Raw genomic sequence first — 14,338 nt, forward strand, 5'->3', positions numbered from 1 at the left:
GTCAGGGACGCAGGTTCCCACCGAGCTTGCGGATCGGGTTGATCAACGCTGCGCCGGTCCGGTAGGTGATCGAGCGGCGTAGGTCTTCGGCCGACGCCTGCAGGATGCTCTGCTGCTTGAGGGCGAGTTTGAGTTCGGCTGCATGCCGCTCGGCACGCACGCGCATCTCGCGCTCGCGGATGTTCAGCCGCTCCTCGAACCACCGCGACCGGGCGGACAGCGCCGCGTTGGTCTCAGTGAGTCGCTCGATCACCGCGAGTAGACCCGGCACGTCGTGGGCCGGCAGCTGCGCCGATATATCGTCGCCGGCGGGCAGTAGATCCTGCGGGGCATCGCGGCCGGGTAACCCGACCATCGCGCCGAGGGTCGCCAGCATCGTCGCGTCGTCGGTTGCAACGGGCCAGGGATGGCGTGCACCACGGGCTCGGATGACGAGCACCAAATCGGCCAACGCCGACCAGGTGGCCGTGTCGACCTCAACGGCGCGATCACCGGGAGCCAAGGCCGTGAAATTCGCCGAACCCGGCGAATCCAACAGCACATTGTCCAATCTCGTGTCCGCGTAGGCCGCAGGCAGGGTGCCGTCCTGCTCTGTGGTGGCCACCAGCCAACTGCGGTAGCGCCCCAACAGTTCGCGCAGGCCCGGCAGATCCTGGGCCGCGCAGGCATCCAGCGCCAGGCCGGACAGCAACCGGGCATCATCGGAGATCGACAGTTCGGTGTCGGGCGCGCCGGGCACGCGACGTACGATCCGTTCGCCCGTCTCGACGTAGGTCGCCGCGCGGTCCACCAGGTCGTCGGCGATGATCGTGGTGGCCGCCAGACCAGGCACCGGGGCAGACCCGGTGATCAGCAGCCATCCAGAGCACAGCTGGGCCAACCGCCCCGACAGCACGGCCGCCCGGGTCACCCGCGAGGGATCGGCACCGACCCGGCGGTAGGCGGGCGACCCGAGCGTCAACGCGCCGAGCAACGTGGTCATCGGCGCCGATGCGTCATCGAATTCGCTGATCAGGACGGTCTGTTCCTGCCACGTCGGCAGCGCTCCCAGAATCTGCGTGTGCCCTGCCGATGCCGCTACCTGCGCGAGCGCTCGGGAGGAACGAGGCCTGGTGTCATCGAACGTCGCGGTCACCGACCAGTCCTCGTCGCGATCACTGGTGTACCGCGAGTGCAGACTGGTCAGCTGCGCCAGGCCCAGTTCATTCTCGACCGCCAACAGCAGCGTGCCGCCGGGCGCGAGCAGCGCCTGGGTAGCGGCGTACATCGCTGCCCAGGTCGTCGGCTCACTCTCGGAGGACCACACCCGGGTCAGATCGTCCAGGGCCACCACCACGTCGTAGGGCTCAGGCTGCGTAGCGAGCGTCGCGGCATCGGCGCAGATGACGTCGACATGCTCGCGGTCGGCCAGCGCGTTCCCGATCGTCACCGCATCCGGGATCGAACGAATGATCACCGTGAGCGCGCTGACCTGGTCGGCCAACCCGACGATCAGGTCCAGACAATGCGGTCCGAGCACCACCACACGGTGTTCGGGGCGCGCGACCTGCGCCAGGACGGCGCGGTGGGCTGCGCTGGAACCGGCCGGCGAGTGCTCCAGGTCCGACCAGTTCTGCGCCGCCCCCGGGCCCAACAGGACGTTGCTCGGTCGGCTGGACCGGTGTGCGCCGCCCGCGGGAGTCGCCGTATTGGTCATGTCAGCCGTATTCGTCATCCGGTGTGCCTTTCGTTCTCGATGGCCTGCTGCAGTTCCCACTCGTCCTGCCAGCCGAAGATCTCCCGTAGCTCCTGCGGGGACATCATCGCGTCACGACCCAGCTCGCGGTCGGCAAGATGCTGCGCCGCTGCCCGATCGGTGTGCTTGCCGTGCAGCTGCGCGAAGGTCCATTCCAGCAACTGCTCGCCGTTGAAGCCGTCCTTGACACCGATGAACTCCATCGGGTCGCCATAGACGGCGGGTTCCAGACCGAGGGCAGCACCGTAGAACGTCGCCGTCGAGAGCCTGTTGGACGCGACCCGGGTGTGGCGGCGTAGCTCGGTCAGCTGCCGACGCAGGAAGTCATGATTGCCGCCGGTCCAGAAGGTGCCCCGCTTGCCGTGGCAGATCACCCGGAAGCCGGCGTCCTCGTATTTGGCTCGGATGGCCGGCTGCTCGTATTCGACGTAGTAGAGGCACATCGTGACGGGCCCGGTCTCGGTCTCCTTGATCTCGGCGATCAGCCGGTCGTGGTCACCGCTGACCTCCTCGTAATCCGCTGTGCCGTGGAAGGGATACCAGATGGTCCCCTCCGGCGCGGGAGCATCCGGGTCGGGGGCCAGCAAGGTGTCCAGGTAGAGCAGGGGGGCTCCCGTCACGACGTAGTCACGCCACCCGATCGCCTGACCGCGGCGGCGGCAGACGTCGGACCAGACGAACCGGGGGAAGCCTTTCGGCGGGTTGTGGCCGTGCCCGAAGCCGTGCACAAAGGTCCACCCGTGCTGCAGGATGCCGTTGATACGAGGCGGGTTCGAGGCGTCGAGGCCGCAGTACTCCGCGAAGATGTGAGCGTGGCCGTACCAGTGGTTGCTGGAATCCATGTCAGCGCAACTTATCCCACGAGAGCACGTGTTCGAGCACGCCCGGCGCCAGCGTGGCGTCGATGCCGAGCTCGATCCGCGCGACCTCCTGCGCAATGGCGTCCGGTACACGAGTCTGATGCAGGTCGGGAAACATCCGTTGCTGACGCGCCATCCCACCGAGCACCGCGTGGTCGCCCTGCAGCACCATCGGATCGCCGTAGACCCCGATAGAGGCACCGACGGATGCGCCGTACAACAGCGCCGACCCCATCCGGTTGCTGACCACCCGCCGGTGCGCGCGAAGTTCGAGCAGTTGCCGGTCCAGGAAGTCGGTGTCACCGCCCGTGTACATATGACCTCGGCGGCCGTGGGTGATCACCCGGAACCCTGCGTCTTCGTACACCCGCCGCACCGCCGCCTGGTCGTAGTCGTTCCAGTAGAGGCAGAGCGTGATGGGCACATCACCCTCGGTCGAGCGCACCTGCGCCGCGTACGCCGCATGGTCACCGACGATCTGCTGACCCTCCCACCCGTGGAAGGGATAGACGATGGTGCCGCGCGCATCGGGGTTCGACGTGGTTGAGGGATCCAGCGTGGTTGAGGGATCCAGCGTGGTTGAGGGATCCAGCGTGGTTGAGGGATCCAGCATCAGCAGGTAGGCCCAGGGCGACCCGATGACTCGGTATTCTCCGCCGCTCAGCGACCGTCCGCGGCGGGCCACCGCCTGCGACCAGACCAGCCGCGGATAACCGGCGATGAAGTCGTGACCGACGGCGAAACCGTCATGGGTGTTCCAGCCGTGCTGCAGGTATCCCCAGATGGTGGGTGGCGCAGCTGACTCGGGCAGCCCGCAGTACCTGGCCAGGATGTTCGCGTGCCCGTAGAAAACGTTCGCGTGGTGCATGCCGCGTTACGCGCCGACGAACGCGCGCACCAGTTCGATGACACGGTCGATATCGTCCTCGCGCAGGTCCGGGAACATCGGCAGGCTGATCTCCTGCTCGTAGTACGTCTCGGCGACCGGGCACATTCCGCGCCGGTATCCGCGGTCCTCGTAGAAGGGCTGCCAGTGCACGGGAATGTAGTTGACCTGCACCAGGATCCCGTTGGCGCGCAGGTGGTCGAACAGCTCGCGGCGCCGACCGTCCCGGATCCGCAACGGGTAGAGGTGCCACATCGGGTCGGCGCCGGCCCGGTGGCCAGGCAGTCGCAGCACGTCGACGTCGGCGAATCCGGCGTTGTATCGGTCGGCGATCTGCTGACGGCGCGCCTTGAACTGCCCGAGTCGTTTCAGCTGGTTGGAACCCAGGGCCGCGAGAACGTCGGGAAGTCGGTAGTTCAGACCGAGCTGCGGCATCTCGTAGTACCAACCGCCCGGGGACGAGTGGCGCAGGGACTCCTCGTCGCGGACCATCCCGATGCCCTTGAAACACCGTGCCCGTTCCACGATGTCCGCGTCGAGGCCGACCACCGCGCCGCCTTCGGCCGTCGTGAGGTTCTTGGTCGGGAAGAAGGAGAAAGTCGTCACGTCGGCCATCGAGCCGACGGGCACCCCGTGCAGCGACCCGCCGATGCTGTGCGCGGCGTCCTGCAGTAGCAGGGCGCCCGCGTCGTGGGCGACCTGCGACAGGGCCGGTGCGTCGATCGGGTGACCGCCGAAGTCGACACCGGCGATCACTTTCGTGCGGTCGGTGACGGCAGCCTCGGCGGCCGCCGGGTCCAGGTTGCCGGTGTCTTCGGATACATCCGCGAACACCACGTCGGCGCCCTGCCAACTCGCGCAGGTCGCGGTCGCCAGGAAGGTCAGCGGCGTGGTGATGACCTGGTCACCGGGGCCGATGCCCAGACCCGCGTAGGCCGTGTGCAGCGCAGCAGTCCCGGAGCTGACGGCGACGGCCGTCTGGGACACCCCGGCAAGGTCTGCAATGTCCCGCTCGAAGGCGCTGACAGCTGGACCGGTGGTCAGCCAGTCGCCGCGCAGTACCGCCGCGACAGCCTCGATGTCGGACTCGTCGATCGACTGACGGCCATACGGAACGGGCACTAGATGCCTGTCTCGAGCACCTTGCGGATGTCCTCGGCGGAATACCACAGGTCGTTCTTGTCCGAGGAGCAGTGGAAGCCCTCCGGCACCGCCTCGCCGTCGGTGATCGGCCGGTAGCCCCAGGTGCCCAGCTCCGGCTCCAACACGAAGTACTTGCCGCCCATCACGATGACTGCGCGCCGGCCCTCCTCCGGGCTGATCATCTCTTCGTGCAGCTTCTCCCCCGGCCGCAGGCCGATGTCGTGCATCTTCGCGCCGGGCGCTACTGCCTGCGCCAGGTCGGTGACCATGTGCGAGGGAATGTGCGGCACGACCAGCTCGCCGCCCTGCATCATGTCGAAGGTGTCCATCACCATCTGGACCGCGTCCGGCAGGGTGATCAGGAAGCGCGTGCAGCGCAGGTCGGTGATCGGCAGCGATTCGCCCGCAGCGTGCAACGCGCGGAACTTCGGGATGATGGAACCGCGCGACCCGGTGACATTGCCGTACCGGACGACCGCGAACCGGGTGGGGTAGGCCGCTGCGTAGTGGTTGCCGAGAATGAAGAGCTTGTCGGCGGTCAACTTGGTGGCGCCGTAGAGGTTGATCGGGCTGGAGGCCTTGTCGGTGGACAGCGCCACGACCTTCTGTACGCCGGAGTCAATGGCGGCCTCGACGACGTTCTGGCTACCCATCACGTTGGTCTTGACGAATTCGAACGGGTTGTACTCCCCCGTATCGACCTGCTTGAGCGCCGCTGCGTGGACCACGTAGTCGACCTGGTGCATCGCGCGCTTGAGGCGGGGCAGATCGCGCACGTCGCCGATGAACCACCGCAGCCGGGGGTCGTCACCGAACAATTGGCGCGCTTCCCACTGCTTGAGCTCGTCGCGGGAATAGATCACCACACGCTTGGGTCCGACGTCGGCCAGGAGTCGGGTGATGAAGGCTTTACCGAACGATCCGGTACCACCGGTGACGAGGATGGACGAACCTTCAAGAATGCTCACGCTGAGGACTCCCACTGCAGTGACCGAGCCGGTCAAGGGTTGACGAAACTACCGGGCCGCGACACCCGCTGACCAGCGACGAGGCTAGCATTCCGACGCTGGTGACACCGACGATGAACGGGGAGTGGCGCGGATCATGGCGGTAGACAGGGTTCGCCGGGTGGCGTTGCGGTGCGACGGCGGACCCACCATGGGCGTCGGGCACGTCATGCGGTGCGTGGCGCTCGGCGAGGAACTGTCGGCGCGCGGTCACGAGGTGCTGTTGTGGGGGGATCTGGGCGGCATCGGCTGGTTGCACGAGCTGATCACCCAGCACGGGTATCCGGTGCATGCGGCTCCGACGGACCCGCAGGACTGCGCGAGCTCTGCTGCGGACCTGCAGCTGGACGCGGTCGTGCTCGACGGGTACCACCTGCACCCTGGCATCGGTGGTGCGCTCGCTGCGGACTCGCGCAGGGTACTGACCCTCGTCGACTACGGCTTCGGGGTAGCGCAGTATGCCGATGTGTACGTCGATCAGAATCTCGGCGCCCGGCGGCATCCCGACCTACCCGCAGACTCGATCGATCTGAGCGGAATCGACTACGCGCTCTTTCGCGACAGCGTCCGCGAACGGCGCCGTTCGTTGCCCCACCATTCGCCACCGCGCCACTTCGACGAGGACGGAACCGGTCCAGCAGTCACCCGCGTGGTCGCCGTCTTCGGTGGGACCGACGCGTACGGCGCCGCGCCCGTGGTGCTCCCCGCCCTGCTCGCGGTCGGGGCACCGGTGGATGTGACGGCCGTCGCCACCGACGAGCAGCACATCGCAGCGCTGCGGGCATTGCCGTTGGGGCCGGGCCAGTCGCTTCGCATCCACCCGCCGCAGCCCGATTTCGGTGCTCTCGTCCAGGATGCCGACCTGGTGCTGAGCGCATCCGGGACCTCGGTGTGGGAGCTGCTGTGTATGGGCATCCCGACCGCGGTCATCTGCGTCGTGGACAACCAGGAGGAGGGCTACCGCCAGGGCCTGGAGCACGCTGTGGTGACCGGCCTGGGGCACCTGGGCCATTTCGACAGCGCAGTCGCGAGCGCCGCACTGGCCCCCTTGGTGACCGACGCGTCGGTACGAGCCGCCTTCGCCGGCCGCGGTGAGGTGCTCATCGATGGTCGCGGTCGTGGGCGGGTCGTGGACGCGTTCCTGCGCGGACCGACGAACGACTAGCCTTCCGGGCAAGCCCGTACCCGCCGTATCGGAAAGGCCCACCCCCCGTGACCCGCACCCGAGTGGTCGTCCAATCGCGTCTGAATTCTTCCCGTCTGCCCGGCAAGGCCCTGATGACGATCGCCGGTCTTCCGCTGATCGAGTTGGTTGCCCGCCGTGCGGCCCGCAGCGGCCACGAGGTGGTGGTGGCCACCAGCGACGAGCACTACGACACCCGGATCGCGGAGCACCTGACGTCGGTCGGCATCTCGGTGATGCGCGGCGAGCTCGACGACGTGCTGGGCCGGTTCGTGCATGCGACAGCCGATCTTGCGCCGGACGACCGGGTCGTGCGGCTGACCGGTGACAACCCGGTCATGGACGCGGATGTCATCGACGAGTTGCTCGCCGCGATGGACCGGTCGGGGCACGACTACGGCCGCGTCGACGTCGATGTCGTGCCGGAGGGGCTGGGCGCCGAGGGTTTCTGGGTGCGCGACCTGCGCCTGGCCGCCGCATCGACCACCGATCCGTACGACCGCGAACACGTCACCCCATGGCTACGTCGGCACCTGGGCGAGCTGCTCTTCGCGCCGGCTGACAATCCCGGGGAGCCGAAGAGGTTCCGCTGCACTGTGGACACGCTGGACGACTTCGACCGTGCCAGCAGACTCTTCGCGCAGGTCGGTGATCCGGTCGCCGCGCCGTGGACCGACGTGATGGACGTGCTCGCCCGGGAGGTCCGCGATGCGGGATGCAGTGTCCCGGAACGCTCTTCAGCACTGGGTCTGAGCTCGATCGTCTTCGGCGGTAGCCGGCTGGCCGAGCCCGCCGCCCCGGTCACCAGGGCGATGCTCGCCGATGCAGTCGCTCGCGGCGTCACCCACGTGGAGGTGGGCCGCGCCGACGGTGAGGCGGAGGCGGTGTTGCGGGCCTGCGCCGATCCGCAGCTCGTGCAACGGATGAAGGTGCTCAGCAGGTTGGCCCCGCTGGCCGGCGGCGGTGCGCCGAAAGCGGAGGCAGCCCTGGAACGCTCCTTCGCAACGATCGGACGCCGTTCTGCCACGGCGGTTCTCGTGGACGCGTTGGTCGATGCAGGACCGGCGGTCTGGGCCCGCCTGCGGCGCTACCGCGACGAGGGGACGGTAGCCGCGATCGGTGTTGCCGCCCGCTCCGCGCAGGAGGCTCAGCAGGCGCTTGCGCTGCATGGCATCGGCATCATCGAACTCCCGGTCAATCCCTGCTCCCCGCTTCCCGCCGAGCTCGCGTCGGCAGCCCGGGCAGGCGGCGTGGAGCTGGTCGCCCGCAGCGTCTACGGCGGCGGCCGCCTGACGGCCGACCCGCGACTGGCCAGCCTCGCCAAGGAGTTGGGCCGCGACGGGAGCGACGATCTGCTGCTCGCGTACGCCCTCGGACACCCCGAAATCGCAGCAGTCGCGATCGGCTCGCTGGACCGCGCACAGCTGGCCCGCAACCTCGACCTTTCCTCGCTGACGCCCCTCACCCGACAACAGATCCACCATGTTTCACAGGAGATGAATGAGTCGTGACCCCCGCTGACGTTCTGGCCGGACTGCTGAAGTCGGACCCCACCTCACCGCGCATCACCTGCTATGACGATGCCACCGGCGAACGTATCGAGCTGTCCGGGAAGGTGTTGGCCAACTGGGTCGCCAAGGCCGCAAACCTCCTGCAGGACGAGCTGGACTCCGCGCCGGGCACCGTGGTGTCGCTGCGGTTGCCGCCGGACCACTGGCGCACCTACTACTGGGCCTTCGCGGCGTGGTGCGTCGGCGCCACCGTGGTCACGACGGGCTCACCGTGCGATATTGCCATCAGCACCACGGGAGCCGACGGTGCAGAGCAGCAGATCATCGTCACGCTCGCCGCGCTGGCACGTGTCGCCACCGTCGATCTACCGGCCGGCGGAGTCGACGAAGCCCGCGAGCTCGCCACCTACGGTGACGCATTCGCCCCCTACCTGGTCCCTGCCTCGACCGACGCAGCGTTGGACGAGGTGTCCTACGCTGATCTCGTCGAGACGGGTCATGGAGCACCGCACCGCCGGGTACGGGTGGAGGGGGATCTGCAGGCCGCGCTGCGTGAAGCGTTGGCCGTGTGGGCCGACGACGGGTCGGTGTTGCTCCTGCGCAATGTGCAGGAGGCGGACGTCGAACACCGGTTGGCCACCGAGGGAGTAACCTCATGACCCTCTCGTTGCCCACCACCCGCACCCCCGATCCCTCGCTGGCGCCGACGCTGAGATGGGGCATCGCGGCCACCGGCGGCATCGCGGCGTCGATGGTCGACGCCCTGCACAAACACACCCGGCAGGACGTCGTGGCGGTCAGTTCCCGATCCCAGGCGCGCGCGGACCGCTTCGCGGCCACCTGGTCGGTCCCGCACGCCTATGAGGGCCTGGACACGATGCTGGCCGACGACGGCATCGACATCGTCTACGTCGCGTCGCCGCACTCCGGGCACCACCGCGACGCGCTGGCCGCCCTGCGGGCCGGCAAACACGTGCTGGTCGAGAAGGCCTTCACCCAGAACAGCGCGCAGGCACGCGAGGTGCTCGACACCGCCGCAGCTGCGGGCCTGGTCGCCATGGAGGCGATGTGGACCCGCTTCCTACCCGGCACGGACGTCGTCCGCCAACTTCTGAGCAGCGGTGCGCTCGGTGAGATCACCACCGTCCTCGCCGACCACGGGCAGTGGTTCGCGCCGGACCCGCAGCACCGGTTGTTCGCACCCTCGCTGGCCGGCGGCGCGCTGCTGGATCTGGGGATCTACCCGCTGTCCTTCGCAGATTTCGCGCTGCCCGGTAACGAACGATCGCTGACGGCGATCGGCGACCTCACCGATACCGGCGTGGATCGGCAGGTCAGCATGACCGTGTACAGCGGGTCTGCCTACGCGGCGCTCAGCACGACGCTGGCCGCGCGTACCCCCACCACCGCCTCCATCAACGGCAGTGCCGCGCGGGTGGAGCTGGCCGGAGATTTCTACGCACCCACGACGCTCACGCTCGTCACCCGCGACGGCGAGCGGGCCGGCCATGACGGCGGGCCGATCCGCGGACACGAGGCGCTGGCCTACGAGGCCGCCCATCTCGCACAGCTGGTGGCGGACGGTACGCCGCACTCACCGCTGCTGCCGCCCGAGACGACGCTGCGGGTGATGTCCATGCTCGATCTGGCCCGCGCCCAGGTCGGCGTACGTTACCCGGGGGAAGCTGGCGGGTTGGACGGGTAGGGTCGAAATCATGGACAAGGTCGTTCCCTCGGCCGCTCTGGCCGTCTCCCAGGTGGTGAGCGGATCCTCGCTCGCCGTCGGCGGATTCGGGCTGTGCGGCGTTCCCAGCGTGCTCATCGCAGAGTTACTGGCCAAGGGGGTGAGTGATCTGTCGGTGGTCTCCAACAACTGCGGGGTCGATGACTGGGGTCTCGGAATCCTGCTGCGGGAGAAACGGATCTCCCGGATGACGGCGTCGTACGTCGGGGAGAACAAAGAGTTCGCGCGCCAGTACCTGCAGGGCGAACTGGAGGTCGAGCTCACCCCGCAGGGCACCCTCGCGGAGAAGCTGCGAGCGGGCGGCGCCGGCATCCCCGCGTTCTACACCGCCACCGGGGTGGGCACCCAGGTCGCTGAGGGCGGCATGCCGTGGCGCTACGCACCGGACGGAAGTATCGCCATCGCGTCGCCACCGAAGGAGACCCGCGAGTTCGAGGTCGACGGCGCGCGCCGGACCTTCGTGCTGGAGGAGGCGATCACCACCGATGTGGCGCTGGTCCGGGCCCGCCGCGGCGACCGGCACGGAAATCTGGTCTTCCACGAGACCGCCCGCAATTTCAACCCCCTCGCCGCAATGGCGGGTCGCTACACGATCGCTGAGGTCGAGGAGCTGGTGGAACCCGGTGAGATTGCACCGGATGACGTGCATCTGCCGGGGATCTACGTGCACTGCGTGCTCGCGCTGACGGCTCAGCAGGTCGACGACAAGCGGATCGAGAAACGCACCGTTCAGGCATCCGCACCCGCACAGGAAGATCACTGATGGCACTCACCCGCGACGAGATGGCCGCCCGCGCGGCGCGCGAACTGCATGACGGCGACTACGTCAACCTCGGTATCGGTCTGCCGACCCTGGTACCCAACTTCGTGGACGAGTCCACCGAGTTGGTCCTGCAGTCCGAGAACGGCGTGCTGGGCGTCGGCGCCTACCCCCAGGCCGGCAGCGAAGACCCGGACCTGATCAACGCCGGCAAGGAGACCATCACCCTGCGTCGTGGCGCGTCGATCTTCGACTCAGCGCTCAGTTTCGGGATGATCCGCGGCGGAAAGGTGGATGCCGCGATCCTGGGCGCCATGCAGGTCTCGGCGGGCGGTGACATCGCCAACTGGATGATCCCCGGCAAGATGATCAAAGGCATGGGCGGCGCCATGGACCTGGTGCACGGCGCCAAAAAAGTCATCGTGCTGATGGAGCACGTCGCGCGCGACGGCTCGGCCAAGATCGTGCCCGAATGCACCTTGCCGCTGACCGGGAAAGGCGTCGTCCAACGCATCATCACCGACCTCGCCGTGATCGATGTCACGCCCGAGGGGCTGGTACTGATTGAATGCGCACCGGGCGTGACAGAAGAAGAGGTACGCCGCGCGACCGCGGCCCCGCTCCTCGCTTAACGGCTCGGATCGCTTAACGACTCGGATCATTGACGAATTCAGGCGGCCGCACCCATGGGGTGCCCAGCAGATCCTCCATGTATTCCTTCATGATCTCCTCCATCGACCCGTCGGCCATCATCTTGCCGGCCTTGAGGTAGATGCCGCGGGTGCAGAAACGCAGCAGATCGCCTTGGGAATGCGAGACCAGGAAGAGAGTGCGGCCCTGGGCCAGTAAACCTTCCATCCGCTGATAGCACTTCTCGCGGAATCCGGCGTCCCCGACAGCGAGCACCTCGTCCACCAGGATGATCGGCTCATCCAGGCAGGTGATCACCGCGAAGCCGAGGCGTACCTGCATACCCGAGGAAAAATGCCGGTAGGGCAGATCGAGCCCGTCGCGCACCTTTTCGCCGGCGAAGTCGACGATGTCCTCGAAACGGTCCTCGATCTCGGCCTTGGTCATCCCGTGCAGTCCACCGGTGAGGTAGATGTTCTCCCGCGCCGACAGATCGCCACTGAAACCACCGGTCAACTCGATCAGCGGTGCGACGCCGTCCTTCACCTTCACCTCGCCCTCGTCGGGCAACAGGGTACCGGCGATCATCTTCAGCAGAGTCGACTTGCCGCCGCCGTTGCCGCCGACCAGACCGACTGCTTCACCGCGCCCGACCGTGAACGAAATGTTCCGCAGCCCCCAGAAGGTGTCCTTCTGGTGGGCGCTACCACGTCGGTAGACGATCTCGCGCAGCGAGAGATTGCGTTTGCGGCCGGTCAGGAATTCAATGCCCACATTGTCGACGGCAATAACCGGCTCGCCGGTGGACGATTTCCACTTGACCTTTTCTGCGGAGGGAAGTGACACCTCAGATCTCCTTCAAAATCGGCTTTTCGAGCTTACGGAAGACCCACATACCGAAAACGAGCCACAGCACGCTGATCACTGCGGCGATGATCCACAGGTGCCACTGCAGCGACTCTCTGGCGATGATGCCTTGGTGGTACAGATCGATGATGCCGGACAACGGGTTGTATTCCAGCACGTGACCCATGATGCCCAGCACTGCATCCGGCGCCTTCGCGGCGCTGGTAGCTGTCGCGGGGGTGCCAACACCCTTTGCCCGCAGGAACGCGAGCGAGTAAACGATAGGCGTCATGTAGAAGCCGATCCGCAGCACGATCCGCACGATCCGCACGAAATCGTCGACCAACGCCGTGACAGGCGCCATCACCAAGCCGACGCCGATCAGCAGAATGAGCTCGATCAGCAGCGCAGGAATCCACAGCACGAGCTTCCAGTTGAGAATGACCGCATGTTCGACGTATGCGAAATACAAGATGAAGAGAATGAGGATCGGCAGCGACAACAGGTGCTCGATCCCCTTGGCGAGCACCACCCGGATCACCCAGAGCTCGCGGGGTAGGTTGGTCGAACGGACCAGCAGCCGCTCGGCGTACAGCGCGCGTGCGGTCTCGTTGACCGAATTGCTGAACCAGTTCCAGGCAAGCACTCCGGCCACCATGAACAGCACGAACGGAATGCCGTCGCTGCGCAGTTCCTGACTCCTGGAATTGCCGATCTGGTAGATCTTGCCGAAGACGAACCAGTAGACCAGGATCATCGACAGCGGATCGATGAGCGTCCACAGATATCCGAGCACACTGCGGGCGTACCTGATGCGCAGATCGCGCTTGACCAGGGTCCAGAGAACCGCGCGATACTCCACGATGCTTCTGAGACGTTGGGCGTACGACATAAATTCCTTCGGCTGGTCCTCTTGCCCGGGGGTCCGGGCGCATTTCATTCGACGAGTCAGGCTACCGGGGTGTCCCTGGAAACCTGCTGGGCATCATCGGCCAGCCGCACGCGGCTGGTCAGGAAGCCCCAACCCCACGACATGTGCATGGTGGCCAGGACGGCGGGTACCTGCACGCGGGTTCGCGGTGTCTCCTTGCGGGAGATGACCAGGCCACCGACCGTGATGGCAGTGACGTACGCCGCCGGGATCGCCCACAGCGGTCGCCACTTCAGGCCACCCACCGCACTGAACGCGATCGCTGTCACGGCTGCCGGCGGCGCGAGATATCGCGCGTTGATGGAGCCCTTGTGCTCGCGGGCCACGACGCGGCGCCAACGGCCGTAATCGCGGTACTGCCGTGCCAGAGTCTGGAAGCTGCCGCGCGGACGGTAGGTCACCAGGAGCTGCGGGGTGAACCACACCACCCCGCCCTGCTGGCGGATCCGGAAGTTCATCTCCCAGTCCTGCGCCCGGATGTAACGGCGGTCGTAGCCGCCGACGCGGCGCAGCCAGTCACGCCGGAACACCCCGAGGTAGACGGTGTCGGCGGGGCCGGGGGCGCCGCCTTGTTTGAACTTGACCCCACCCACGCCGATCTTGCTCTTCATCGCCGCTGCGACCGCGCGCTCGAAGTCGATGGTGCCCTCGGCGTCCATGATCCCGCCCACGTTCGCCGCGCCCGTCGCCTCCAGCACCTCAACGGCGGTGCGTAGGTAACCGGGCGAGAGGATTCCATGCCCGTCGACACGGGCCACCACGTCGTAGGACGCCGCAGCGATCGCCGCGTTGAGCGCATCGGGGGTACGCCCGCTGGGATTGCGCACGGTACGAACGCGGTCATCGGCTGCGCTCAACCCGGCGGCGACGTCATCGGTTCGATCATTGGAGGGACCCAGCGCGAGCACGACCTCCAAAGGCCCGGACCAGTCCTGCGCGAGGATCGCAGCCACCGATTCGGTGAGGTGGCGCTCTTCGTTCAGGATCGGCATAACCACTGAAATTCCCTGCAATAACGGGGTTTCAGTCGACTGCACGGGCGCAACGTTACACGGAATGCACAGCCGCGCCGGTTAGCCTGAGCCGATGACGGACGACTACC

At 67.0% G+C, this 14,338-nt stretch carries 14 protein-coding genes; 6 read left to right on the forward strand and 8 right to left on the reverse strand.

Annotated elements, in window-relative coordinates:
* Position 1: 1 nt before the first annotated feature.
* Genes V3G39_15185 through pseB form a run of 5 tightly spaced genes read right to left on the reverse strand, consistent with a single transcriptional unit; the run spans position 2 to position 5,592 of the window.
* Entirely contained in the window at positions 2–1,714 is a 1,713-nt protein-coding gene (locus V3G39_15185) for a class I SAM-dependent methyltransferase (protein ID XAS75974.1), read from the reverse strand.
* The gene (locus V3G39_15190; GenBank protein ID XAS75975.1) at positions 1,711–2,577 is read right to left on the reverse strand and encodes a hypothetical protein; all 867 of its coding nucleotides are present in this window, start codon (positions 2,575–2,577) and stop codon (positions 1,711–1,713) included. The genes V3G39_15185 and V3G39_15190 overlap by 4 nt, the downstream gene beginning before the upstream one ends.
* 1 nt (position 2,578) lies before the next feature.
* Positions 2,579–3,463 (reverse strand): hypothetical protein, encoded by an 885-nt coding sequence (locus tag V3G39_15195; GenBank protein XAS75976.1) that lies wholly within the window; start codon positions 3,461–3,463, stop codon positions 2,579–2,581.
* Between the two features lie 6 nt (positions 3,464–3,469).
* Positions 3,470–4,603, reverse strand: coding sequence for an aminotransferase class V-fold PLP-dependent enzyme (locus V3G39_15200; protein XAS75977.1), 1,134 nt, complete (start codon positions 4,601–4,603; stop codon positions 3,470–3,472).
* A complete protein-coding gene (gene pseB, locus V3G39_15205) occupies positions 4,603–5,592 on the reverse strand; it encodes a UDP-N-acetylglucosamine 4,6-dehydratase (inverting) (protein XAS75978.1) in 990 nt (329 codons plus the stop codon). The genes V3G39_15200 and pseB overlap by 1 nt, the downstream gene beginning before the upstream one ends.
* A gap of 136 nt (positions 5,593–5,728) precedes the next feature.
* Between pseB and V3G39_15210 the strand changes: the two genes are divergently transcribed.
* From V3G39_15210 to V3G39_15235, 6 genes are read left to right on the forward strand one after another with little or no spacing between them, the layout of a single operon-like run.
* Positions 5,729–6,796, forward strand: a complete 1,068-nt coding sequence (locus V3G39_15210; GenBank protein XAS75979.1) for a hypothetical protein — start codon at positions 5,729–5,731, stop codon at positions 6,794–6,796.
* Positions 6,797–6,843: 47 nt separating this feature from the next.
* Positions 6,844–8,325 carry an aldo/keto reductase gene (locus V3G39_15215; protein XAS75980.1) on the forward strand — a complete coding sequence of 494 codons (1,482 nt, stop codon included), beginning with the start codon at positions 6,844–6,846 and terminating at the stop codon, positions 8,323–8,325.
* Positions 8,322–8,984, forward strand: a complete 663-nt coding sequence (locus V3G39_15220; GenBank protein ID XAS75981.1) for a TIGR03089 family protein — start codon at positions 8,322–8,324, stop codon at positions 8,982–8,984. Before V3G39_15215 ends, V3G39_15220 begins: the two co-directional genes overlap by 4 nt.
* Positions 8,981–10,030 (forward strand): Gfo/Idh/MocA family oxidoreductase, encoded by a 1,050-nt coding sequence (locus V3G39_15225; GenBank protein ID XAS75982.1) that lies wholly within the window; start codon positions 8,981–8,983, stop codon positions 10,028–10,030. The genes V3G39_15220 and V3G39_15225 overlap by 4 nt, the downstream gene beginning before the upstream one ends.
* Before the next feature lie 10 nt (positions 10,031–10,040).
* The gene (locus V3G39_15230; protein ID XAS75983.1) at positions 10,041–10,832 is read left to right on the forward strand and encodes a CoA transferase subunit A; all 792 of its coding nucleotides are present in this window, start codon (positions 10,041–10,043) and stop codon (positions 10,830–10,832) included.
* The gene (locus V3G39_15235; GenBank protein ID XAS75984.1) at positions 10,832–11,461 is read left to right on the forward strand and encodes a CoA transferase subunit B; all 630 of its coding nucleotides are present in this window, start codon (positions 10,832–10,834) and stop codon (positions 11,459–11,461) included. The genes V3G39_15230 and V3G39_15235 overlap by 1 nt, the downstream gene beginning before the upstream one ends.
* 13 nt (positions 11,462–11,474) lie before the next feature.
* Here V3G39_15235 and V3G39_15240 read toward each other — a convergent pair whose 3' ends face one another.
* The 3 genes from V3G39_15240 to V3G39_15250 all read right to left on the reverse strand — a co-directional run bounded on the left by V3G39_15240 (position 11,475) and on the right by V3G39_15250 (position 14,228).
* Positions 11,475–12,305, reverse strand: coding sequence for an ABC transporter ATP-binding protein (locus V3G39_15240; protein ID XAS75985.1), 831 nt, complete (start codon positions 12,303–12,305; stop codon positions 11,475–11,477).
* A 1-nt stretch (position 12,306) separates the two neighbouring features.
* Entirely contained in the window at positions 12,307–13,167 is an 861-nt protein-coding gene (locus V3G39_15245; GenBank protein XAS75986.1) for an ABC transporter permease, read from the reverse strand.
* An 86-nt stretch (positions 13,168–13,253) separates the two neighbouring features.
* Positions 13,254–14,228 carry a glycosyltransferase family 2 protein gene (locus V3G39_15250; protein XAS78258.1) on the reverse strand — a complete coding sequence of 325 codons (975 nt, stop codon included), beginning with the start codon at positions 14,226–14,228 and terminating at the stop codon, positions 13,254–13,256.
* Positions 14,229–14,338 lie beyond the last annotated feature (110 nt).

The sequence above is a fragment of the Dermatophilaceae bacterium Sec6.4 genome (assembly GCA_039636865.1).
Classification (GTDB): domain Bacteria; phylum Actinomycetota; class Actinomycetes; order Actinomycetales; family Dermatophilaceae; genus Allobranchiibius.

Coding starts and splice junctions, on each gene's coding strand:
- V3G39_15250 (XAS78258.1), bottom strand. CDS start 14,228: ATGCCGATCCTGAACGAAGAGCGCCACCTCACCGAATCGGTGGCTGCG.
- V3G39_15195 (XAS75976.1), bottom strand. CDS start 3,463: ATGCACCACGCGAACGTTTTCTACGGGCACGCGAACATCCTGGCCAGG.
- V3G39_15225 (XAS75982.1), top strand. CDS start 8,981: ATGACCCTCTCGTTGCCCACCACCCGCACCCCCGATCCCTCGCTGGCG.
- V3G39_15190 (XAS75975.1), bottom strand. CDS start 2,577: ATGGATTCCAGCAACCACTGGTACGGCCACGCTCACATCTTCGCGGAG.
- V3G39_15235 (XAS75984.1), top strand. CDS start 10,832: ATGGCACTCACCCGCGACGAGATGGCCGCCCGCGCGGCGCGCGAACTG.
- V3G39_15230 (XAS75983.1), top strand. CDS start 10,041: ATGGACAAGGTCGTTCCCTCGGCCGCTCTGGCCGTCTCCCAGGTGGTG.
- V3G39_15210 (XAS75979.1), top strand. CDS start 5,729: ATGGCGGTAGACAGGGTTCGCCGGGTGGCGTTGCGGTGCGACGGCGGA.
- V3G39_15185 (XAS75974.1), bottom strand. CDS start 1,714: ATGACGAATACGGCTGACATGACCAATACGGCGACTCCCGCGGGCGGC.